Raw genomic sequence first — 22,274 nt, 5'->3', positions numbered from 1 at the left:
TTTGGAACCGGGTGTGCGTCGAGGCCGGCGCCGGGGAGGCGAACATACCCCGGAGAGGGCGGCGGGTGTGTCCTTTTCCCTGATCCACGGATCGGTATGAAATTGTCAATTTTTTGAAGATGGTTAAGATTGTATCACTCAACCCCCAAACCGAAATAGCCAACCGGCCGTCTGAATTGGGATGCGGGGTCAGCGCGCGGATGGCAACCGGCGGAAGGACTTACCGGTTCTAACTACGATTTTGTATGTTTTGAGTCCCTTTGCCAGCCGAATAGTTGGCCGGCTCGCAGATCAATACCAAGAGGAACACGCATTCAGTCAGTTTGTTTTTTGAGGTCATCCAGGTTCATAACAGGATATAATAACTTCAATAGAATTTTTTCTGGATCAAATGATGACAGAACAATCAACGTTAAGTAACAAATCCTTATCATCCGACAAACGGCTTTATAGGGTTTGGAAATTCATAAAAAGGAATCGTATTCACATATTCATCCTTATTATTAGCGTGGCTTATCTGGCATTTGCGCCGGGGATCATCGCGCGATATTCCGGGAAATTAGGGAAACCTATTGATCGCAACATTACCTTGCCTGCCCCAGCCGACAAGATTTCTTACTCGCTGGATAGCTATCAGGAAGTTGTTATTGATCATCAGAAACTGCAACAAATCCTCGGGTGGGCATTCCTCTTGGAAGAACCTGATCAGGCAAAATATGATAAGTATCTGGTTTTACAATCCAACGATAGGATTTATTATTTCCAATATGAGACCAAAAAAAGGGACGACGTCCAAGCTTATTATGAAAACCTGGGTTTAGATATTGTGAATTCTGGTTTCCGGGCCTATATTTCGGCAGATAATATCCAATCTGGATGGTACAATATTGGATTCGTATTTACAGGAAAATCAGGGCAGGGGGTTATTTATTCGAAAACCAACGATTACCTGAAACGAACTCCCAATTCGGTTTCTATCAATACGGGGATTTTACCCTAAGAAATGGATACCCCTTATATTTCAGTATTATAAAATGACTCGGACGGGACTTAGAAAACAGACGGTCCTAAAATGAGTCCGGATTAAAAGAGTCATCCAAATGAACCTTGAAATCCTCAATCTTCTGGAACCGATTAATCGAGTGTACGATTCAAGTCTTCGGCCTCTTCCCAGAAACACTTTGGATCATCCAGTAAAATTCTTCTAGATGCATTTTGATGAACAGGTAAAATCAATGGGTATTAAAGGCAACCAGCATAAATACATAACCGAAATTGAGACTTTACATCATCCAACTGGTTTACATTTTAAGTATTTTTTCCTCCCCTTCTTGGCAGCGGCCTATCCTACGCTTTTCTTATATGCAAGCAATGTCAAGAATCTTCTGCTCACTCACCTTGCCCGAACGGTCCTTGTTTATTTTCTGATAGCGATTGTCATTTATTTTTTGTTGTCTGTTTTTTTTCAGCGAGGCCCACTGAGGACAGCAAATGCCACATTTGTTTTCCTGGCGTTTTTTAATCTTTACGGTTTTTTTGAAGATTTGCTTTTAAAACTTGATTGGTTCCCGGTACATGTTTACACGACGCTTCCCTTGATATTTGTGTTCATTTCTTATTCAATTTGGCTGCTGAACAAATTAAAAGCCCCAATGGCAGCAAGGTTGTGGAATTTGGCAAGCGTGGTTTTGACCGGATTGATTGCTTACAATTTGGTAATGATCGTCCCGGTTGAGCTGGCGAAATTACAAAAATCAGATGTATTCACCCCGAATTCCTTCCAGACCGGTTTGTCCACCAGCCAAAAAAACCCGGATATCTATTACATCCTTTTAGATGAATTTTCCGGTTTCGAGCCCATGCGCGAATACTGGCATAATTCGAAGGTGGATGATTTCGTCAATTACTTATCTTCGAAAGGTTTTGAAGTATATGAGGACAGCCATGGAAGCAGTATTTATACTCCGCATGAAATGGCGACCCGCTTAAATTATCGGTTTTACCCTTATAAAGAAAATCCGGATCCAGATACGGAACAGCAATGGTTCAATGATATTGCCGATAACCGGGTGATGAGTTATTTAAAGCAAATGGGCTATACGACAGTTGTTTTTAACGAAATGCAATATCCTTATCCCACAGCGACGCCCATTGTCTCCGATGTCTCATATACCTATAACGATGTTTCGGCCACGAATCTGGGCGTTTTCTTTGATGATTTTTGGATGTTGGTTGCAGATAAGACAATGCTCAAAGAATTATCGATATTCTATAAGCGATTAGGTTCTAACCAGCATAGTGATTTCATATTCTTTACGACCAAAAAAATCGGAGAATTGAATGATATTAGCTCTCCAAAGTTCATCTATGCTCATTTAATGATGCCGCATGCCCCGTTCATGTTTGATGAAAATGGGTACTATATCGCACCAGGTTCTTTTTCTAATTACGGTTCATATCTTGGACAGTACAATTTTTCCATCAGTCTTGCCAAAAAAATTGTGGACGGTATTTTGAATGATTCCGATCCCGCAAATCCACCGGTGATCATCCTCCAATCGGATCACGGAATGCGAAATCTCACCGGTAATTATTTAGGGCAAATTAAAGATTTCCCCGAAGAGTACAAAACCAGTATTCTGTATGCTCGTTTGATGCCAGGGTATAAGCCGACCCATTCGGTTCAAGAAACGGATCCAATCAATACCTTCCCAATCATTTTTAATTATCTATTTGATGCAAACATCTCATTGAAGTAGATTCAGAGATTCCTTAAAATGCGAAACATCCCCTAGATCGCTAGGGGATGTTTTTTTACGGTGTTTGAAATCTCAGGAACGAAACGACACCGGGCTGAAATTGGTATCCCGATCGAAGTAATCCTCATTTTCCTTCTTCTTGAGGAAATTGACGACCAGGTAGGTGAGCGGGGTCGCCAGAACTTCGTAAGAAACCTTGAACAGCCACTGCGAGAGGATCGTCGTCAGCAGGGCGCCGGTGGGCAGGATGCCCGCAAAGGCGATGGTGATGAAAATCGCCGCATCCACGCCCTCGCCGACGATGGTGGAGCTGATGGTGCGCACCCACAGGAATTTTCCGGCGGTGATGAGCTTCAACTTGGCCAGGACGAAGGAATTCAGGAATTCACCGCACAGGTAGGCGATGAACGAAGCCACCAATAGGCGCGGCGTAAAGCCCAAAATGGCCGTGTACGCCTGTTGAGCGGACGCGGGGCTGGTATATCCGCCGATCGTCCAGAAGGACGAATAGGGCAGGAGGCCGCCGGCCCAGATGGCTGCGACCGCCAGCAGGTTGCAGAAAAAGCCCGTCCAGATGACCTTGCGGGCGTTGGCATAGCCGTAGACCTCGGTCAGGATGTCCCCGAAGATATAGCTGATCGGGAAAAGGATGACCGCCGCCGGCAGCGTCAGGCCCCAGAACGAGACCAGTTTGACGGCGATGATGTTCGAGATCACCAGCACGGTGACGAAGATGGCCGTGACCGGGGTGAAATAGCGGTAAGCCTTGCGTTCGAGCGGCGCGTTCATGAAAAGCCGTTCATTCCTGCCCGGACGCGGCGGCTGCATCAGCCGCGCGCTGCATCCATTGCAGGCGCGCTGCGGGGGTGCGGGTGTGCTCGGCTTCGACTTTGATCCCGATGCCGCCGCGGATGTTGAATTCGCCCGTCACCCGGATCCAGTGCGCGTCCAAAACCTTTTGCAGGTCGTCGAGGATCTGGTTGACCACGTGCTCGTGGAAGGCGCCTTCGTTGCGGTACGACCACAGGTACAGCTTGAAGGACTTGGACTCGATGACCTTCTGGTCGGGGACGTAATCGACGTGGATGGTGGCAAAATCGGGCTGCCCGGTCTTGGGGCACAGGCAGGTGAACTCGCTGGTGTGCAGGGAAACCAGGTAAAAGCGGTCCGGCGCGCGGTTGGGGAAGGCCTCCAGCTTCTTGCTGGGCTGGGCCTGCCCGCCCAGGATCGTCAGCCCGGATACGTCTTCTTGGGTCATGTCGTTCTCCTTACAAAAGACAATAAGAAATCATCCCCGGAAGGGATGGGCGATGGTTTGGGGAAAGATTGGCATGTCTATTATAACAGGCATCATTTTGAGAATGTAAGAAGGTTGAAATTGTCCGACGTGAGGTGCGGGGTTTAAGACCCTTGGCAGGCCCTCTCTTTTTGGGTTCTGTCCTATAATTTCTTTGCCCAATTACCGTCAAATATATACATGAGTAAATTTTTTAGCTATTGGATTTGGAGGTAAGGATGATTGTGGTAGTGGTGCCTTTGATACCCAAACGTATCTTTCCATTCTGGTTCGGTTTGATAACCAATTGGGTACACATGACCTACCTTTTATATAGGTGATTTTCCTACAGAAAAAATCTATCAATAATTGCGAAATAGATGAATATAAAGGAATGATTTTGTGATATCGAGGTCCGTAAATGAAACTATACTTTGATACAAACGTATATGATTTTATTCATGAAAAACAAGAGGCTCAATCGGTTAGGGAATATTTAGCCACAAAAGGATATGAAGTTCTTGCGTCTGATATTAACATTTATGAGATTTGGGCGATCCCTGATCGTGATCTGTGTACCAGTCAATTGAGTGTTTTGACTTCGGTAGCGAACAACTATGATTCAAAGCCTCAATCTTGGCGTCAAGCTAATGAAGTATTATCAGAAGTAATGAAGTTAAGGCCATATTGGATTGAAAAATCACCAAAAGTAAATTTGGTTTTGCAAGAAAAAATGTTCTTAAAAAGCCACCTTGAAAATTGGACACGAGCTAAAGAACCATTCATACCTCCAGCATCTCAATATGCTATATATAAAAGAGATTATGAAAAAGGAATCGCCAAAGAGGCCGAAAGCCAAAGAGCTTTACGCCAATTCATATTAAAATACGGTAATGATCTAAGGATAAACCTGGTAAAACAGAAAGACACGGATCGACATTGTTTGCTATCTGAGGATTTACCTTTTGGCCCCGAAAATTTTTGGCGATTTGGATGTTGGAAAATATTTTATGATGCAATTGTAAAAAGGATACCCGAAAGTCGCGATTATGCAGACTGGCTTCTTCCTTATATTAAAGATAAATCCTTTACCTCACCTTCCTATAGCGTTTTTTGGATGGAAAATGTTCGAGCCGAGAAGGTTCAAAAGAACCGAATATCGAGTTTGGTAGATTTTTATCAAGTAAAACACAAAATAGGTCATGGAAACTTCGGTGATCAAATGCATGCATGTTATTTACTGGATGTCGATATTTTCGTGACTGCTGATAAGCCTTATTATAAAGTTCTGCTGGATTTAGACAACCACTTCCCAAAGCACGCGAAACCGATACTCCTTGATCGTAGCAATTCAAGTGCATTGGATGAATTGAAAAAATTCATATAATATGTCCATATGCAAATTCACAATTTTTTACGAAGTTTATAGGGTGCGTTCGTTTTTAAACGCGCCTTCCTGTTTTCTGACCTATAATTACTTATGGTCAATTACCATCAGCTTTATAGGGAAGCGAATATTCGTTCTCTAACACTGTATTCAATTTACACGAGAGAACTTTCATGACAAAAAAAGATTATCTTCGATCTCTTTTTAAATCGCACTTAGCCGATCTCAAAAGTTTTGATCCCGCGATTGAAGATTTTTTTGTTTGCCCCATTTGTCTCCGAGAATTCACTATAGAATCTATCGATAATGGGGAAATAACAGATGGCCATGTCTGGCCTACTGATTTACGAAAAAAAAGTAGTATAGCCAATAATCAAACAATACTTCTTTGCCGGGATTGTAATAATTCTGCGGGCAGCAAGGGAGATGCCCAGATGCAAATTTATGAACGAATAAAGAATGGTTATAAAGAAGGTGATTTTTATGGGATAAGAACTGTGGAAATTATTGAAGATCCTGGGAAAAATCCAATTCGTTTGAGGGCACATGTTAGCGTAAATAGCAATGATGAGGTTACTGTTACCGGTAATTTAGATAGTAAGAATAGGTGGATAGGAAGTAGTCTTAATGATCAAATTAGGTTTGAAGAATTAATAAGAAAAAGCATTGAAACCCAACAAACATCTAGAGTTAAAATTAATCCTCCGAAAGAGTACAAATCAAATTTAGTCTATGCAGGATGGATTACATCAGCATACTTGATGGCATTTTATACTTTGGGTTATCGGTATATTTTTAATCGAGAGTTTGATTTTCTTCGCGAATTCATCACTTCATCTTTTAAGCATAATAGTCAAGAGACTCTAGCTCTTCCGATACGAAATGATTTCTATTTATCTCAAATTGGAGCAAATGAATTTCCTGATCCTTTGATAAGGTTAAAAATTCCCATCAATCGAGATGAACATGTTTGTATAAATATCTGTTTTCTAGGTTATGAAATTAGTTTACCAATATTATTAGATCAGAAAGTATTTTCTGGCTATTGGTCTATGGTAAAAAGACAATTGCAAAATCAAGAATTACCACCGAGTAAAGAAGGAGAATATCCTTGTGTATACGATTATCTACATTGTACAAAAACAATAGAGCATATTTGTATATATGACTTTTTATTAGGGAAACCTTTACCAATTGCAAAAATATAGTGATGTATTTATTCCATATGGCACTTTCAGTTTCTATATTTACTCTCTCTATTCTTATTCTCAATTACAGCCGACCCCACGGGGGAAACGCATACAACTTTACGGCGTGACCAGAAAAAAACGCATTCCTATCCTTATCGGCGAAGGATCCAACATTTCCTCCGCGCGCGATGTCGGTTCTCTGGGGAGAAAAATGATCCATTAAGGCTCTGGCTTACCTCCCCTCCGAATCGACCTACGCGAACTTCTAATCTCAATTCACGCAGCGCTTGAATGGTCTTCTTCCCGGAAGTATCATCATTGCATGAGTTCATCCGCCTTCTTCATTGGCACCTCCGGCTGGACCTACGATCACTGGAAGGAGTGTTTCTACCCGGGCGACCTGGCCAAAAGCCGCTGGTTCGATTTCTACGCCGCGCGCTTCAACGCCGTCGAGGTCAACGCCACCTTCTACCGCGCCTTCCAGGACCAAACCTACCTGAAGTGGAAGGCGCGCGCGCCGCGGGGCTTCGGCTACGTGCTCAAGGCGCCCAGGACCATCACCCACCGCAAGCTGCTGCGCGGCGCGGAGGCCGACATCCAGGCCTTCTGCCGCTCGGCGGCGCTGCTGGGCGACGCCTTCGAGATGATCCTGCTGCAGGTGCCGCCCGGCCTGCCCTACGACCCCGGGGTGCTGCGCGGCGCCCTGCAGGCTTTCCCGGACCCGTCCCGGGTGGCGGTGGAGTTTCGCAGCCCGCGCTGGTTCAACCCGCAGGTCGAAAGCCTGTTGAGCGCTCTGGGCGCGTGCTTCTGCAACGTGGATTCGCCGCGCCAGCCACTGACCGAGGTCCTCACCGCCGAACGGGCCTACCTGCGCCTGCACGGCCGCGAGCACTGGTATTCCAGCGATTATTCGGCCGCGGATCTGGACGGGATCGCCGGGGTGGCGCGCCGCCTGATCGAGCGCGGCGCCCGGCGGGTGTACATCTTTTTCAACAACGATTTCGGTGGCTTCGCCCCGGCCAACGCCCTGGCCCTGCAAAAGCTGCTGGCCGGATAGGGATTGGATCACGGCGGCGGCAGGTCGACACGCAGGTCGACAAGCCGGTCGACACATAGGTCGACCGCTACGGCGGTGGAAGGTTGGCCGGTACGGCGCTGGCAGGTCGACACATCGTTCGACCGCTACGGGCGCTTGCGGTTTATGCCATAATAGGGATGACACTCCGTACACCTCTCCCACGGGGAAAACCATGCTGGACGAAAATCAACTCAAAGAAAAACTCATTCCATTCGCTCAAAACGATTTTCACTGCGCCGACCCGGCAGCCGCTGCGGCGCTGGTGACGGACATGCTCGAGCACAACGGCTCGCTGGATAGCGAGCTGCGCGACGACCTGATCTATTCCGCCCTGGCCACCTGGGTTACGGTCGACGATTGCCTGGGGGAGGACGCGCTGCGTCTCATCCTGCAAACGGCGCTCGATGACCGCCACATGTTCCACCGCATCGGCGAAACGGGCGCCGATTCGGTTTTCCGGCGCTCGTTTTCGGTTCTGCTGCTGCCGCTGATCCTCCACCGGCACCGCGCCCGGCCCTTCCTTGCGCCGGCGGAGGTGGCCGGGATCAAGGACGGCGTGCTGCGCTTCCTGCATGAGGAGCTGGATCATCGCGGTTTCGTGGAAGGCCCGGGCTGGGCGCACGCGGTAGCGCACGCCGCCGACGCGCTGGAGGAACTGGCGCGCTGCCCCGAGATGGGCGCGGCCGACCTGGGCGAGCTCCTGGCTGCCGTCCGCGCCGTGATCTGCGACCCGGAGCGGATCTACGCCTTCGGCGAGGAGGAGCGCCTGGCTACGGCGGTGCTCTCGATTCTGCGGCGCCAGATTCTGCCGGACGCGGCCCTGGCCGAATGGGTGCACGCCTTCGCGGATACGGTTCGCGAGGTTGAGTCGCCGCCGCAGAAATTCATTCTGCGCGCGAACGTCAAGAATTTCCTGCAGTCCTTGTATTTCAGGCTGCAGTGGACGTTTCCGGATCGGTTCTTAAGCGAGGCCATCGATCGCGCGCTCTTCCGCATCAATCCCTACGCCAACCGGAGCGCGGATTGAGTTCTGCGAAGACAGGAGGTCAGGCCAATGGTTACCTACCTAATCGTCAGCATCCTCAGCGGAATCCTGTTCGGGGTCCTGGACGGGGTGATCAACGCCAATCCCCTGGCGCGCAGGCTGTTCGAGGTCTACCAACCCATCGCGCGAACGTCGCTCAATCCCCGGATTGGCGTTGGAATCGACCTCGTCTACGGGTTCGTCATGGCCGGCTTGTTTCTGCTGCTTTATAACAGCCTGCCGGGCGCGACCGGCCTGGTCAAAGGCATCAGCTTTGCCGGGCTGGCCTGGTTCTTTCGGGGGATCATGTCGGCGGCGTCGCAGTGGGTGATGTTCAAAGTGCCCTTGAAAACGCTGCTGTACAGCCTGGCCGCCGGGTTGGCCGAGATGCTGGTTCTGGGCGTGCTCTACGGGCTGACCCTGAAACCGGCCATCGGATGAGCGCGCGCCGGGCAGAAGATCCTCCGGAAAAGCGGGCTGCGCGGATCATTTCCGGATCGAGGGAATCCGAACCATCTTGAGAGTGAATTCGATGTCAGACTCGTTTACAACGCTCTGGACGAAAGATCGATGCGCGCTGCTCCGCCAGTTCAATCTTGTGGGAACGACGTTCGATACTTTGTTTGGCGGTCCGCACACTTCAGAGCCGGGTTTCAGGCGTGCCGGGGTTAAAACCGGGGATTACATCTACCCGGTATGGGTCAATAAAGGGATCCTATACATCCTCACCCGCATGCAAGTCAAAACCATTCTGCCGCTGGCGGAATACATCCAAAGTTTCCCCGGGGTCTTTGCCGGCTGCGAACGAAGCGCCTGGGATAGTTTCACCTTTGAAAATTATCTGAAGCTTCATCCGGAAAAGCGCATTTTTGCGCCGTCCTGTACCGATGAGGTCATTCTGGGTGAAGACAGCTTGCCAATTCGTCTGGATGTGGCTGTGCCGGCAGCCATGCTCGAACAAATCCGTTTTCGTTCACAGAAGCGGGAAAGAGGACTCCGGCACATCGTGGACGGACGCCTGAAAAGCGTGATCGGGCTGCATGGAATTTATCGTCTGAGTCCACCCTCCGCCGGTCGATTTGCGGAGCTGCTGGCCGGTCCAGGCGCGATCCGATGATCCTCGTTTCCGGGCATCAATCGTTCATCAGGCGCAGGTAATCCGGCAGGATGCTGCGCACAATCAGCAGGGCTGCCTCCTGAACGGAGATGGGTTTGCCCTTCTCCAGCCACCAGGCGGCCACGCCGGCAAAGCCCGCGCTGAAGAAGCGCAGGGTCATCTCAAGATGGGGATCGGTTTCGCCGCTTGCCTTGCGCTCCGTGATGGGCTCGAAGATCAATTCGGACAGCATTTCCTGGAACAATCCGCGAAATAACGGGTCGCCGTGTTTACCGAGCATGGCCCGGTAGAATTTCTCGTGCTGCTCCAGGTGGCGAAATACGCTTTCGGCGTACGGCGCCAGGTAAGCCGGGTCGCGTTGGACGGCGGGGATCGGATTGGCGTAGATCTCGGCGCGCATCTGTTCGAACAGCGTTCGGGCGCAGTCTTCGAGCAGTTCGTGCAGCCCCGAGTAGTGCAGATAAAACGTGGTGCGGTTCAGGCCTGCCTGGCGGGTGACGTCCTGAATGGACAGGCTGGCGAAGCTTTTCTCGGAGGCCAGCTTCAACATGGCCTCCCGCAGCCGGTTGCGGGTGCGGATCGTACGCGGGTCGGAATCGGATACGCTCATCGAAATCCTGGATTTTTCAACTAATCAACATTTTCGATTTTCATGTCGATCTTGTTTTGCCTGGCACCATTATAATCCAGATAATAGACAGCCTGTTGATTATCTCATTACACACCCCCCGACTGATTCCAGGAAAACGACATGAAAAACGTTCTTGACTACCTCTTCGTTGAACCCTTTCCGCTACCCTGGCTCGTTCAGGATATCATCGCCCTCGGGCTGTTTCTATTTGTGCTGGCGTTCGTCATCCGGCGCGAAAAGCACCCCGTCGTCGTATTGCTCGAATTGTTTGCCTTCATTTTTCTGTATGCGTCCGTCTATGAGAACGCCGCAATTGTAATGGGCCTTTACTCGTACGGGCGCTCGCTGGTCATGATCGGTTTTGTACCGGCGGCGGTGCCGATCATCGAAGCCTGTGTCTTGATCACCGGCTTCTGGTTTCTGGAGAAGACAACGCTGCCGGCCTGGACCAAACCGCCCATCATCGGTTTGTTGGGCATGCTGCAGGATTTTTCACTCGATCCGCTGGCGATCCGCCAGGTGTTCACCACTGCGGGCGTGACCTCGGGACGCTGGAACTGGTTGATCAATCCATCCACGAACGTCAACATCCTGAACATCCCGGTCTTCAACTTCCCCGGGTGGATGCTGATCATGCTGTACGGTTCTGCCTGTCTGCTGGTGGGGCGCTGGTGGTATCGCAAATCGGGCTACAAACCCGGCGTTGGTTATGTGTATCCGTTTCTCTCGATGATCGCCGCGCTGCTGCTGATGATCAGCCCGATCTCGAGCCTGTTGCTGTGGCTGGGACCGGTCTTCCAAAAAGGCGGTTCGATCGAATGGATCCTGCTGGCGTTTCACCTGGCGCTGCCGGCCGGGCTGCTGATTTTCCTGTGGCGCGGAAGAACGACCGGACCCTGGACGGTCCATGACCTGCCGGTCTTCGTCTTTCCCACCGTTTTGCATCTTTCGGATATTTTGTTCACACTCATCGGCGGGTACACCGAGATTCTATGGATCGTCCTGCTGGCCAGCGCCGTGCAAACCGGGTTATTGGCATTTGCATTTTTCAAAAACCGCCGGGATTGGCCGGCCGGAAAGACGATCCCGGGATAGGATGGAAGGGTGGCGCGCCGGCGAGTGTCGAAGAGGACGCGAGTGGTGAGTTCAGTCACTCGTTTAATTGTCAGACAACTGATATAATGGGCTCATCTCCTCTCCGGGGGAGAAATATACTTTTTTGGTGATTGTCATGACAACCCCTGAACCCATTTCCTGGATTGCAAACCCTCGCGCGGCAACCATCCGCCACAGCCCGGCCGTGGCGAGATATTTTCCTGCAGGGATTGCCGAAAAAACTCGCGCATTCCATACCCACATCCCGGCTTACCATGTCACCCCGTTGAAAAGCCTCAACCGGCTGGCCTCGATGATCGGCATCGGGAAATTGTGGGTGAAAGACGAAGCCGACCGCCTGAGCCTGGGCTCCTTCAAAGTCCTGGGCGGTTCGTATGCCATCTATCAGACCATCCTGAAGCGCATCGGTAATCCGGAAGGATTTACGTTCGCCGACCTGAACAAGCCCGAAGTTCGCAAAATGGTGGGCGACATCACCTTCGCCGCGGCCACGGACGGTAATCACGGACGCGGCGTGGCCTGGGCGGCCACCCAGTTGGGCTTCAAATCCATCATCTACGTTCACAAATTCACCTCCGAAGCGCGTATCAACGCCATCGCCCAGAACGGCGCCCAGGTAAAGGTCATCGACGGCACCTATGACGACGCCGTGCGCCAGGTGAACGAGGACGCCCAAAAGAACGGCTGGCAGGTCGTTTCGGATACCTCGTGGGAAGGCTATGAGGAAATTCCGGTGTGGGTCATGCAGGGCTACACCACCCTGTATTCAGAAATTCAACAGCAGCTCGTCTCCATGGGCGAGTTCTGCCCGACCCACATCTTCATGCAGGCCGGCGTGGGATCGCTGGCGGCTTCGGCCTTTGGCTTTTACGCCAGCCTGTTCGCCCCGGCGCGCCCCAAAATGGTGGTGGTCGAGCCCGACCGGGCAGCCTGCCTGTTCCATTCGATGGAAGTCGGCGACGGCAAGCCGCATTCCTTCACCGGCGACCTGAACACCATCATGGCCGGCCTGGCGTGCGGCGACCCCAACCCGATCGCCTGGGACGTGCTGTATGACTGCGCGGATGGTTTCGTCAAGTGCCCGGATTACGTGTCCGCCAAGGGCATGCGCGTGGGCGGCGTCCCGCTCCACGGCGATCCATACATCATCGCCGGCGAATCGGGCGCGGTTTCGTTGGGCGCTTTGATGTTCATCATGGAACTGGACCGTTATCGGCCCATCCGCGAGGCCCTGGGATTGGACGCCAACAGCCGGGTGCTGCTTGTCAACTCCGAGCGCAATACCGATCCGGATGATTACCGGCGCGTGGTATGGGACGGCGGCGACCAGATTCCAAAGCAGTTCCGCGTTTACAAGAACCCCTTCATGGAAGGTTAATCGTTCAGGGGGAGAAGCATTCCGCGTTTCCCTGTTTTGAATTGCCCACATAAAATAAGAAAAAGCGCCTCAGCCGAACTTCTGGCTGAGGCGCTTGCAATTTAGGCTCTTTTCGGAGTTTAGGTCAGAGCCGTAAGAAGACCTTTATGGCATGTGGAACGGCCTTTCACGGCAGCCAATCCAGCACCTTGCCTTCCAGGTGCGTGACGGGGACGATCTGGCACGTATCCACCTTCACCAATGCTTGTGTGTTCTCGCCGCCGGCGGTCCAGGCCAGGTCAATCAGCAGCCAGTTGCCGTCCGGGCTCCAATGCATGCTGCGAACAGTAGCCTCGGCATTCAATTCCAGCAGGGCTTTGCGCTGTGAACCATCCGCGGAGAAGACGTACAGCGTCTGTTTTCCGCTGGCTTCATCCAGCCAGTTGATCGCAAGCCGGTCGCCATCGCTCACAACCGCGACGGGCGTGGTGAGTTGAGGTACGTTGAACAGCGTTTGAGTCTCTCCGCTTTGCGGATCGATCAGCTTCAGGACCGGACCGTTCTCATCCATCGTCACGTATAGAATGCGCCCGTCCGGCATCCAGCCCTGCATCAATTTCAGCGCTTCTCCGTTTGCCAGCAGCCGTGGGTTTGCGCCATCCAAATTGGTCAGGTACAGGTTGGGGCTGCTGCCATCCGGGGTGCCCGTGAAGCCAATCTGCTTCCCGTCCGGCGACCAAAACGGCTGGACGATGCCGCTGTTCGAACTCGCGCCGGGGATGGGTTCGCTGACGCCCGTCGAAAGATCATAGATGAACAAGCCGCCCTGGGCGTCGGTGTACACCACCCGCTTGCCATCCGGCGATATGGAAGCATTGGATCCATCTTCGATCAGGAGTTGGTTTTGGCTTCCATCCAGGCGGGCCAGCGACAGGGGATTGGCCGACGCTTCAGTGTCGTAAGCTTCATACAGTACCTTCCCGTTCAATTCGTCCGGGATGGATACGGAACCGGTCTGGGCAGCTTGCCAGTCGCTTTCGCTCAGGCAGGCCGCCTGGGGCTGCGCGGTGAGGGCAGACGCGGCCGAATCAACCGCGGCAGGCGTCCATTCCACGCTCATGGGGCCGGAAATTCGGATGGAATAACCGACGATCGCCACCGTGATCGGTCCTTCAGGCAGACCGCCGTCATAATTCAGGCTGGACCAGAACGGTTGGACGGAATCGCTGGCCGGGTTGTTTTCACTGCCGCCGCCGCTGACCGGCAGACGCTGGGGGTCGACAACGGCTGCGCTGACAATGCCATCGCTGGAGGTCATCTCTACGGACAGGCTGGCGTTGCCTTCCTTCTCCGTCACAGCCACGGACAGGATACGCAGTTGGCGGCCGTCGATTTGCAGATCCTGGTTCAATTCCCAAATCTGATCGGCCTGTGGGTTGGAAGTCGGATCGAAGGTGAAGCTTGCAAAGGGGGCGGCATAATCGGAGGTGATGTAATTCACCTGTACGCCGCCTTCGATCACGAACCGGGCCGGCGCGCCGGCTTCGATCGGGGCGGTTTTGAAGCCGTACACGGCGCTCAGCAAATCCTCCCGATTCGGATCGGTCGCTTCGCTGGAGGGTTCGAAGGCAACCGCCTGCCCGTTGGCGTCGAAGATGCTTACGCTTTTCGAGTCGACGGAAACCCCGGAGATCTCAGGACGATTGCGCCAATCCAGGCGGATCTGAACGAGCTGTTGTCCATCCGGCAGTGGGATGACGCTGTCGACGGCCAGGTTGATGCCGGCGTTCGCGCCCACCGTTTCGGATTCGGCGGGGAGCTCGGTTTGGCTGTCAAGCGGATAAACCGTGAGCTTTGACGTCCCGGGGACGAAAGCGAGCGGCATGTCCCAATTTTCCGGTCCCTGTCCGGCGGGCATCGCATGCAGGCAGGTCAGGAAAAGCGTGGCCTGATCGACCGTAGCTGGAAGCGCGGGGTAGGAATATTGCACCCGGTAGCCAGTCGTCCAGGTTTCATCCGGGAAACCTCCCGGGACCTGATAGACCGTTCCATCGGGGAGCCTTAATTCTGCGGCATCGTAGCAGACGTCTGAAAGCGAGCCGTCGGATTGGACAGCCCCGCCTTCGAACGGGCCTTCGACGCTGTAGGTGATCAGCGTGTGTTCGGAATCGAGCACCGCGTTTTCGACGGTGAGTGTAAAACCATCTCGTGTATTGGAGACCGGTTCTGCCAATGTTCGCAGGGACTCGCTCTGTTCGACCAGCCCAATTCCGGGGATGAAGCCCAGCATGGCGCGCATGCCGAAGACCGTTCCGGGAAGGGCGATGATAAGGGCGGCCATCAACGTCAGGATGGTCAGACTGGTTTTTCGTTTGGTTTTCATGCTCTTCATATTCCCATTTTGAATTTTCGCCAGAACATCTGGCAGGACGTTGACATCCTGCGGCACATGTTCATCGGAGATTTCTTCCAACACAAGATAGGGATTATTGGATTTCATTCCAGGTTCCTTTCCACACCGAGTAAACTGCGCAGGTGTTCACGTGCGTTGCTCAGTAGCCACTTGATCGTGCCGGCTGCGACCGAATGTGTTTCGGCCATTTCCTTTTCGTTCATGCCCAGGTAGTAGCGCTGGACGATGGCGGCGCGCTGGCGCGGCGGCAGATGTTCGAGCGCTGCGGCCACTTCTTGTTTGAGCCGGGCTCGATCCGCAGTTTCCTCCGCGGAAGCAACTTGCAGGAGCAATTTGGTCACGCTTTCCAAATCGGCCCCGTTGCCGTACTGCACCCAACGTTCAGTTTTTTCGCCGGCGTTGAGCGCAGCGTTGACCACGCTGCGCATCAGGTAAGGTCTGAACGGGCGCGATTCATCGAACGTGGCGATGCGCCGGTAGATGCGGATAAACGTGTCCTGTACAACATCCTCAGCCAGTTGCTCGTCGTGTGTGATGAGATAAGCCGTTTGTATGGCTTTACGTTGGTGGCGGGTCACCAAAATTTCCAACCCGCCGATGTCGCCGTTCTTCAGGCGACATATGGCATCGAAATCATCCATCGGTTGATCCAATTCTTGAGCGCTCATACAATACATACAGGGGCGAGGCTAAAAAGGTTGGCGAAGAAGAACGAAAACCGTTTCGTCCGATGCCATTCGTTTATTTGTGGAATAGGTTTTGATTCGGTTTAAGCAATTCGAAGGTTTTTTATTTTGATTTTAATGAAGAGCCATCCGGCCGTGTGCAACGAATTTTATGGTTCCTTGTGGCAACCCTGCGGATGGCGAGAGCGTGATCATACCATATCGATCGATCAGATCCTGATTATCAGGGAAGAATAGAGTTAAGACTGGCCGGTTGGAGGGGGAGAGCGATATGAGAGCTTCGCGATCCCTGCGCCGCAGGCTGGCAGATGGGCCTGGATTCCGGCCAGCGATGGGGGGATCTTCGGAAAAATGATCGATCGCTTTACGGTGCTGGTGGACGGGTCTTGATACCTGGAGACCAGTTTTGTTCCAATTGAATGGGCTGGCATGTTATAAACAAAAATTGCCTAATTCTACGGATTTCAAGACCGCTGGCAGATGAGGAACAAGAATGAATCAGGAAACCCAAGCCATCGAATTTAACATCCAATCCTTTTATGGAATTATTTCCGGAAAAATGACGGATGATCGAGATTGGTCGACTTTTCGGGATCTTTTTATCGGCAGCGCCATCCTGTCGATCTGTAAAAAGGATGACCAGGGTCGCACAGGCATTACCAGTTATATGCTGGATAGCTATATCGAAAGGATGCGATCCTTTCTGTCCCGGAACGATTTCTATGAATATTCGGTCGGAAATGAAATTCGCATCTACGGGGATATCGGCTGCATTTGCAATGAATACGCGGCGTATGCGGATTTTGAGCGTGAAAAATTCTTGAAACAGGGCAAGAATTTCATCAGCATGGCTTTGGATGGCAATAAGTGGAAAATTACCAGCATGACCTGGGAAGACGGGGTGTAGAACCAGCCATCGGATCATCCCTTCAATCCGGCGCTCATTTTTGGAGGGCGTTTTCAGTTGTTATGGCATAATATTCGAATACCCGATCCTTTGAAAATGATTTGAGCGTTGGCCGGAGAGAAGGGGTTCGATGTCGTCTGTCATGCTCCCATTGCTATTCTTCGCCGCAGGCATGGTCTTCGGTGGACGCAGCACCTATCGAAAGATCAAAATGTCTCGTCGGACCGGGCAAATAACCGGGGTGCTCCATGAATGGACGGAGGCTCCCCTGCCGGCCTGGGAATATGAGCGGATTTCCACAACTGCGATCTTGATTCACGTCCTGGCGGTTTTTGTCCTGAGCGCCGCCGCCCTGCCCGCGTTTTCGAACCCAGGGATTTTGAATGAGTATCCCGAATCGGCGGACCGGGTCACGCTCCTGATGGTCTGGTTTGCTCAGTATTTCGGCGCTGGGTTGATCGGCTTCTTATCCGGAAGTGTCTTGATCTCTTTTCCCCTGATCATTTACCGGCACGATCCGGTTGCTTATGCGATCACCGAAAAGGGCATCGTCCATGACCGGACTTTGCTGCCGTGGGAATCCTTCAGTCGCTTTTCGCTGGAAAGAGACCGGAGGATGGTCTCGCTATATTCGACATTTGCACCGGATTTGCCGGCTCTGATCTTGAGGCCGCCAGCGGTGATTTCCCTGACGGAGGTTGCGACTGCGATCCATGGATTTCTGCCCGATCATGCGCCGGAAGGCGAACGAGCCTGGTATCGAACGAGGTTCTGTCTGATCCCGGCCATGATCCTGGCTTGCGCGCCTTTCGTCCTGCTCGGTTGGCTGGTCGCTCGCCTGCCCCGCGAGGCTGCCTTGTTTGGCATCGCCCTGCTCACGATGAGCGTGGTATCCCTGGGAGGGCAAATCTTGAACCTTTTTGCTTTCGGAACCCGCTCGCCTGGCGTCCGATCCCGGACTCAAAACCCAACCGCCTGACGGATGATCACATAAAAACAATAAGTACCTCGACCATGAACATACATTCCCGCCCTTACCGCCATCCCGACGATCTACCCGCTTTGATCCGCCTGACGAAAGATCTGCGTGCTGCGGGTCAGCGCGTCTACCCGATCGCGGCGGATTTGTATGAAGAGCTGGACGATCCCGCTGCCCAGGTCAGCGCGCGGCTGTGGGAAGCGGGGAACCGACTGCTCGGATTTGCCTATATCAGCCGCTGGCAGAATATGGTGGATGCCTTTTGGGCGGATGCGTTCAGCCCGGCCGTACAGGCCGAAATGATGGGCTGGCTGGTGCAGGCGGCCCGCCAGCGCAACCCGGCCAGAGGCGAGATGCTCACCCTGGACGCCAGTGCGCTGGAGGAAGACAGGTCGCGCCTGGATCTGCTCGAACGCTTTGGTTTCCTCCGTCAGGCCGAATCTTCCCTTCTCATGGCCTGCTCGTTGGGCTGCCCACTGCCCGAACCGGAGCTCCCGCCGGGCTTTCATATTCGCCCCATGGGTGGAGCGGCCGAATTGGAAGCTTACGTGGCCCTGCACCGGTCTGCCTTCGGAACGGAGAATATGAGCATTGATTACCGGCGCTCGATCATGAACGCGCCTGACTATCTGGCCGACCTGGATCTGGTGGCCATGGCGCCGGATGGAACGCTGGCTGCCTTTTGCATGGGGCAGATTTTTGGGGATGACGTTCCTCGCGCTGGGGGCAAGAAAGAGGGCTGGACCGATCCGGTGGGCGTGCACCCTGCCTACCGCCGCCAGGGTCTGGCCAGAGCGCTGATTCTCACCGGCATGCACCGGCTGCGCGAACGCGGCATCGACACGGCCCTGCTGGGCGCCAGCAGCGCCAACGTTGCCATGCAGCGCGTCGCTGAAAGGATCGGTTTTCGGGTTGCATCCAACACCTTGTTTTATAGCAAGGTTATCAGTTGAAAAATGTCCCAATTCCGGGTCTTGGTAAATTACACTGAAACCCGGTAAGAAAAGATCGCTTTTTCGGCTTGTTTCTTTCGATAGTGAAGTCAAATCTCCGCGTTCATTTTGGGAGGGCATGGCCAATTGCGCCCATCGCTTCCCCGTTTTCTCAAAAAGGAGCTCTCATGACTCATAAACTCAGCCATTTTTTACTCGCTGCTTTGTGCCTCATTTTCGTGTGCACGCTGGTTACTTCCGATGTCCGGGCATCCGGCGCGGCCGGTGATTTTAAGGCTGTCGATGACTATCTCACGACCGCCATGCGCCGCCACAATATTCCAGGCATCGCGCTGGCAGTCACGCAGGATGACCAGATCGTCTTCAGCCGCGGTTATGGTCAGGCCGGCGACGATCGCGCTGTGACCCCTGATACGCCGTTCTACATCGGTTCACAGACCAAATCCTTCACGGCCATGGCGGTGATGCAGTTGGTCGAGCAGGGGAAGCTGGCGTTGGACGAACCGGTGAAATCCTACCTGCCCTGGTTCCGGGTTGCCGATGAGCAAGCCTCGGGACAGATCACGATCCGCCAACTACTCCAGCATACCAGCGGCCTGTCCGAAGCGGGGTATGTTGAATCCTTCCCGCCGGATACTTCGCTCGAGGTTTTGGCGCGCGATTTATCCCGCGCCCGCCTTGCCGCTCGTCCCGGGGAAAAGATGCAGTACTTCAATCCCGGTTACAGCCTGTTGGGTTTGTTGGTCGAAACCGCTTCCGGCCAAACCTACGGCGACTATATCAGCGCGCATATTTTCGCGCCTCTGAAAATGACACGTTCATTTACCGACCCGGCTGCCGCGCAGGCGGCCGGACTGGCGCAGGGTTACGCGCAGATCTTCATGCTGGCGCTGCCGGTCGATCAGACCTTTTACCGGTACGACCAGCCGGCCGGCTTCCTCATCTCCTCGGCTTCTGACCTGGCACGCTATTCGATGGCGTTGATGAATGGCGGCGAATTGGATGGGGCGCGCGTCCTCAGCCCCGAGAGCGTCGCGCAGCTCTTCACACCCAATTCGGCCGCAGACAGCACCTACGGTTTTGGCTGGTACATTTCGAAGTATTACGGCGAGACGCAAATCACACACGGCGGCGACACCGAACGTTTCCATACGGCTGTGCTGTTGTTGCCGCAGCGCAAAATGTCGCTGGTGATGCTGGTAAATGAGAACCACCTGCTCAAGGACTACAACGAATACAACACGGTCTTCTGGAGTCTGGCCGGACTCCTCACCGGACAATCCCGACCGGCCGAAGGGATTTCCTCCATGCTGTACGGCTGGGGGTTGTTCATCCTCTGGCTCGTCATTCTTGGGCTGACCGTGCGCGACATCTTGCGCTTGCCCCGCTGGCGCGGCCGCGTGCGAGATTGGACGCTGCGCCGGCGCTGGTTGGAGGTCGCGAAGCACCTGCTGGGGGTGGCCTTTACGCTGCTGATCGTTGTGATGATTGTGCCCGCCTTCCTGGGGCGCGGGTTCAACTGGAACTGGTTCACCGGTTTCCTGCCGGATGTCGCCATCGTGGTGTTCACCCTGGCGCTCAACGACCTGATTCAAGCCGTGGCGAAGGCCTGGATGATCGTGCGGATTCAATAGGCGTAGAGCGTGCGCCTGCCCGGGCACGGGCGCAGCTTGGCCGTAGCACAATTCCATGCTCTTGACAGGTGGAGAGGGTGATTTTATAATTAGACATTGTCCAACATTGGACTATGTCTAATTATTTATTATCTTCATTTAGGGTTGCCATGGAATCATCATCTCCTCGCCGTATGGATCGAAAGAAAGAAAACACCCAGCGCAAGATCATCGCCGTTTCGGTCGAGCTGTTCAACCAGTTTGGGCTGGATTCGGTCACCATGGAGCAGATCGCCGATGTGGCGGATATCGCCAGGGGCACGCTATACAATTATTTCCCCTCTAAAGAGGCCATCATCAATGCCTACCTGCAGCAATCCTTTCAGGACCGCAACGAAGATCGCGTCGCGAAGCTGCGTGACCTGCCGGACACCCGCGCGCGCCTGACGGCCGTGTTTACCGATCTGGTCGAGGGCGTCAGAAGGCAGAAGCAGATCTTTGAGTCGTTCATGGTCTACCGGATGAAGAACGTTCTCTCCTTCCATCCCGTTCCGGAAGCCGAGCAGAGCGGCCTGTCGCTGCTGATTCACGAGATCATCCGCCTGGGGCAGGCAGCCGGTGAATTGCGCGCCGACCTGCCTCAGACGATGCTGGAAGGGTTGTTTGAATACGCATTAATCGCGGCCATCCAGCCGTTTTATCTGGAGCCGGAGACCTTCGATCCGCAGAAAGCCATTGCTCAATCCGTTGATTTATTCATTCGCGGGGCGCAGTCCTGAACCCCGCCACAGACCCATAGGAGCCATCCATCATGTCCAGTTTCAAGAGCAAACTTGTGATCTTCGCCATCCAAAACCGGCATTTATTTAAAGGACGGCTTAATCGCGAAGTGATTACTCCACAGACCTCCACGCTGCGCCTGCGCGAGGAGAACGAAAAGGGCGCGCAGAAATTCAGTAAAATGCCCGCCGATATCCATGTTTCGCCGGTTTGCATCCCCGGGCTGCCGGATGGGCTTTCGGCGGAGTGGATTTATCCGGCCGGGGGGCCGGAGCAGCCCGGCGCCGCGGATCGGGCCATCTTCTACACCCACGGCGGCGGATACGTCAGCGGCAACTGCATCGATCACCGCATGCACGTGGCTCGTTTCGTCCAGGCCACCGGCGTCGGCGCGCTGTTGTACGATTACCGCCTGGCGCCCGAGCATCCCTTTCCCGCTGCTATGGAAGATACGCTGACGGCCTATCGCTGGCTGCTGGAGCAGGGCATCGCGCCGGCCAGGATCGTCATCGTGGGAGAATCGGCGGGTGGCGGCCTGTGCCTGGCCAGCCTGTTGGCCATTCGCGATGAGCGCCTGCCCTTGCCCGCGGCGGGCGTGGCGCTTTCGCCCTGGACCGATCTGGCCTGCACCGGTGATTCCTACCGCACCAATGCCATGCGCGACATCTCCACGCTGGGTTCTTGGGACGTGTGGGGTGGGTATTACGTCGGGCCGAACGATCCGCGGAACCCGTGGATTTCGCCGCTTTACGGGGATCTGCACGGGCTGCCTCCGATTTTGATCCAGGTCGGCGACCACGAGATTCTGCTGGACGATTCGGTGCGTTTTGCCGCGAAAGCCAAAGCGGCCGGGGTGGATATTTGCCTGCGAGTCTGGGAAGACATGGTGCACTGCTTCCCGCTATTGGCGCCCATGTTCCCTGAGGCAACCCGGGCCTGGGAAGAGACCATGGCGTACATCAAGCAAAAGTTGGTGTAGGGCGTGCACCTGCCCCCTAATGGGGGTTG

At 53.5% G+C, this 22,274-nt stretch carries 21 protein-coding genes; 16 read left to right on the top strand and 5 right to left on the bottom strand.

Features of this window, described 5'->3' with window-relative positions; all coding sequences use genetic code 11:
• The first annotated feature begins 394 nt into the window (after positions 1-394).
• Both LARV_RS02365 and LARV_RS02360 read left to right on the top strand, forming a co-directional pair.
• Positions 395-1,000 (top strand): hypothetical protein, encoded by a 606-nt coding sequence (locus tag LARV_RS02365; protein WP_152031662.1) that lies wholly within the window; start codon positions 395-397, stop codon positions 998-1,000.
• A gap of 208 nt (positions 1,001-1,208) precedes the next feature.
• The gene (locus LARV_RS02360; protein WP_152031661.1) at positions 1,209-2,759 is read left to right on the top strand and encodes a hypothetical protein; all 1,551 of its coding nucleotides are present in this window, start codon (positions 1,209-1,211) and stop codon (positions 2,757-2,759) included.
• A 72-nt stretch (positions 2,760-2,831) separates the two neighbouring features.
• Here the strand turns inward: LARV_RS02360 and LARV_RS02355 are convergent, their stop codons facing one another.
• Together LARV_RS02355 and queF are read right to left on the bottom strand one after the other, a co-directional pair.
• Positions 2,832-3,587, bottom strand: a complete 756-nt coding sequence (locus LARV_RS02355; RefSeq protein WP_236709906.1) for a queuosine precursor transporter — start codon at positions 3,585-3,587, stop codon at positions 2,832-2,834.
• A complete protein-coding gene (gene queF / locus LARV_RS02350; protein ID WP_075072132.1) occupies positions 3,559-4,017 on the bottom strand; it encodes a preQ(1) synthase in 459 nt (152 codons plus the stop codon). The genes LARV_RS02355 and queF overlap by 29 nt, the downstream gene beginning before the upstream one ends.
• Before the next feature lie 439 nt (positions 4,018-4,456).
• Here queF and LARV_RS02345 point away from each other — a divergent pair, with 439 nt between their 5' ends.
• The 6 genes from LARV_RS02345 (at position 4,457) to LARV_RS02325 (ending at position 9,831) form a co-directional block, all read left to right on the top strand.
• The gene (locus LARV_RS02345) at positions 4,457-5,422 is read left to right on the top strand and encodes a hypothetical protein (RefSeq protein WP_075072131.1); all 966 of its coding nucleotides are present in this window, start codon (positions 4,457-4,459) and stop codon (positions 5,420-5,422) included.
• A gap of 173 nt (positions 5,423-5,595) precedes the next feature.
• On the top strand, positions 5,596-6,630 hold the full coding sequence (locus tag LARV_RS20010; RefSeq protein WP_152031660.1) for a hypothetical protein: 1,035 nt from the start codon (positions 5,596-5,598) through the stop codon (positions 6,628-6,630).
• Positions 6,631-6,934: 304 nt separating this feature from the next.
• Positions 6,935-7,669 carry a DUF72 domain-containing protein gene (locus LARV_RS02340; RefSeq protein ID WP_075072130.1) on the top strand — a complete coding sequence of 245 codons (735 nt, stop codon included), beginning with the start codon at positions 6,935-6,937 and terminating at the stop codon, positions 7,667-7,669.
• A gap of 193 nt (positions 7,670-7,862) precedes the next feature.
• A complete protein-coding gene (locus LARV_RS02335) occupies positions 7,863-8,717 on the top strand; it encodes a DUF2785 domain-containing protein (RefSeq protein WP_075072129.1) in 855 nt (284 codons plus the stop codon).
• Positions 8,718-8,744: 27 nt separating this feature from the next.
• A complete protein-coding gene (locus LARV_RS02330) occupies positions 8,745-9,155 on the top strand; it encodes a hypothetical protein (protein WP_075072128.1) in 411 nt (136 codons plus the stop codon).
• A gap of 91 nt (positions 9,156-9,246) precedes the next feature.
• The gene (locus LARV_RS02325; protein WP_075072127.1) at positions 9,247-9,831 is read left to right on the top strand and encodes a hypothetical protein; all 585 of its coding nucleotides are present in this window, start codon (positions 9,247-9,249) and stop codon (positions 9,829-9,831) included.
• Between the two features lie 16 nt (positions 9,832-9,847).
• On the opposite strand, the gene LARV_RS02320 is transcribed toward LARV_RS02325, so the two are convergent.
• Complete coding sequence (locus LARV_RS02320) at positions 9,848-10,441, bottom strand: TetR/AcrR family transcriptional regulator (protein ID WP_075072126.1); 594 nt, start codon at positions 10,439-10,441, stop codon at positions 9,848-9,850.
• Positions 10,442-10,582: 141 nt separating this feature from the next.
• Here LARV_RS02320 and LARV_RS02315 point away from each other — a divergent pair, with 141 nt between their 5' ends.
• Positions 10,583-11,557: a hypothetical protein gene (locus tag LARV_RS02315; RefSeq protein WP_075072125.1), complete on the top strand. Its 975-nt coding sequence runs from the start codon at positions 10,583-10,585 to the stop codon at positions 11,555-11,557.
• 136 nt (positions 11,558-11,693) lie between these two features.
• A complete protein-coding gene (locus LARV_RS02310) occupies positions 11,694-12,956 on the top strand; it encodes a diaminopropionate ammonia-lyase (protein ID WP_075072124.1) in 1,263 nt (420 codons plus the stop codon).
• Positions 12,957-13,122: 166 nt separating this feature from the next.
• Here LARV_RS02310 and LARV_RS02305 read toward each other — a convergent pair whose 3' ends face one another.
• Together LARV_RS02305 and LARV_RS02300 are read right to left on the bottom strand one after the other, a co-directional pair.
• Positions 13,123-15,435, bottom strand: coding sequence for a PD40 domain-containing protein (locus tag LARV_RS02305; RefSeq protein WP_075072123.1), 2,313 nt, complete (start codon positions 15,433-15,435; stop codon positions 13,123-13,125).
• Positions 15,432-15,989, bottom strand: coding sequence for an RNA polymerase sigma factor (locus LARV_RS02300; RefSeq protein ID WP_075072122.1), 558 nt, complete (start codon positions 15,987-15,989; stop codon positions 15,432-15,434). Before LARV_RS02300 ends, LARV_RS02305 begins: the two co-directional genes overlap by 4 nt.
• A gap of 538 nt (positions 15,990-16,527) precedes the next feature.
• On the opposite strand from LARV_RS02300, the gene LARV_RS02295 reads away from it, so the two are divergent.
• From LARV_RS02295 to LARV_RS02270, 6 genes are all read left to right on the top strand, one after another.
• Complete coding sequence (locus tag LARV_RS02295) at positions 16,528-16,941, top strand: hypothetical protein (RefSeq protein WP_075072121.1); 414 nt, start codon at positions 16,528-16,530, stop codon at positions 16,939-16,941.
• Positions 16,942-17,071: 130 nt separating this feature from the next.
• Complete coding sequence (locus LARV_RS02290; protein WP_152031659.1) at positions 17,072-17,920, top strand: DUF2208 domain-containing protein; 849 nt, start codon at positions 17,072-17,074, stop codon at positions 17,918-17,920.
• Between the two features lie 35 nt (positions 17,921-17,955).
• Positions 17,956-18,873 (top strand): GNAT family N-acetyltransferase, encoded by a 918-nt coding sequence (locus LARV_RS02285; RefSeq protein ID WP_075072119.1) that lies wholly within the window; start codon positions 17,956-17,958, stop codon positions 18,871-18,873.
• Between the two features lie 167 nt (positions 18,874-19,040).
• Positions 19,041-20,507, top strand: coding sequence for a serine hydrolase domain-containing protein (locus LARV_RS02280; RefSeq protein ID WP_075072118.1), 1,467 nt, complete (start codon positions 19,041-19,043; stop codon positions 20,505-20,507).
• 149 nt (positions 20,508-20,656) lie between these two features.
• Positions 20,657-21,265, top strand: coding sequence for a TetR/AcrR family transcriptional regulator (locus LARV_RS02275; RefSeq protein ID WP_236709905.1), 609 nt, complete (start codon positions 20,657-20,659; stop codon positions 21,263-21,265).
• Positions 21,266-21,297: 32 nt separating this feature from the next.
• Complete coding sequence (locus LARV_RS02270; protein WP_075072116.1) at positions 21,298-22,245, top strand: alpha/beta hydrolase; 948 nt, start codon at positions 21,298-21,300, stop codon at positions 22,243-22,245.
• Positions 22,246-22,274: the final 29 nt, after the last annotated feature.

The organism is Longilinea arvoryzae, assembly GCF_001050235.1.
Classification (GTDB): domain Bacteria; phylum Chloroflexota; class Anaerolineae; order Anaerolineales; family Anaerolineaceae; genus Longilinea; species Longilinea arvoryzae.
The sequence above is the reverse complement of the archived record's forward strand: the minus strand, read 5'-3'. Positions and strand labels throughout refer to the sequence as shown.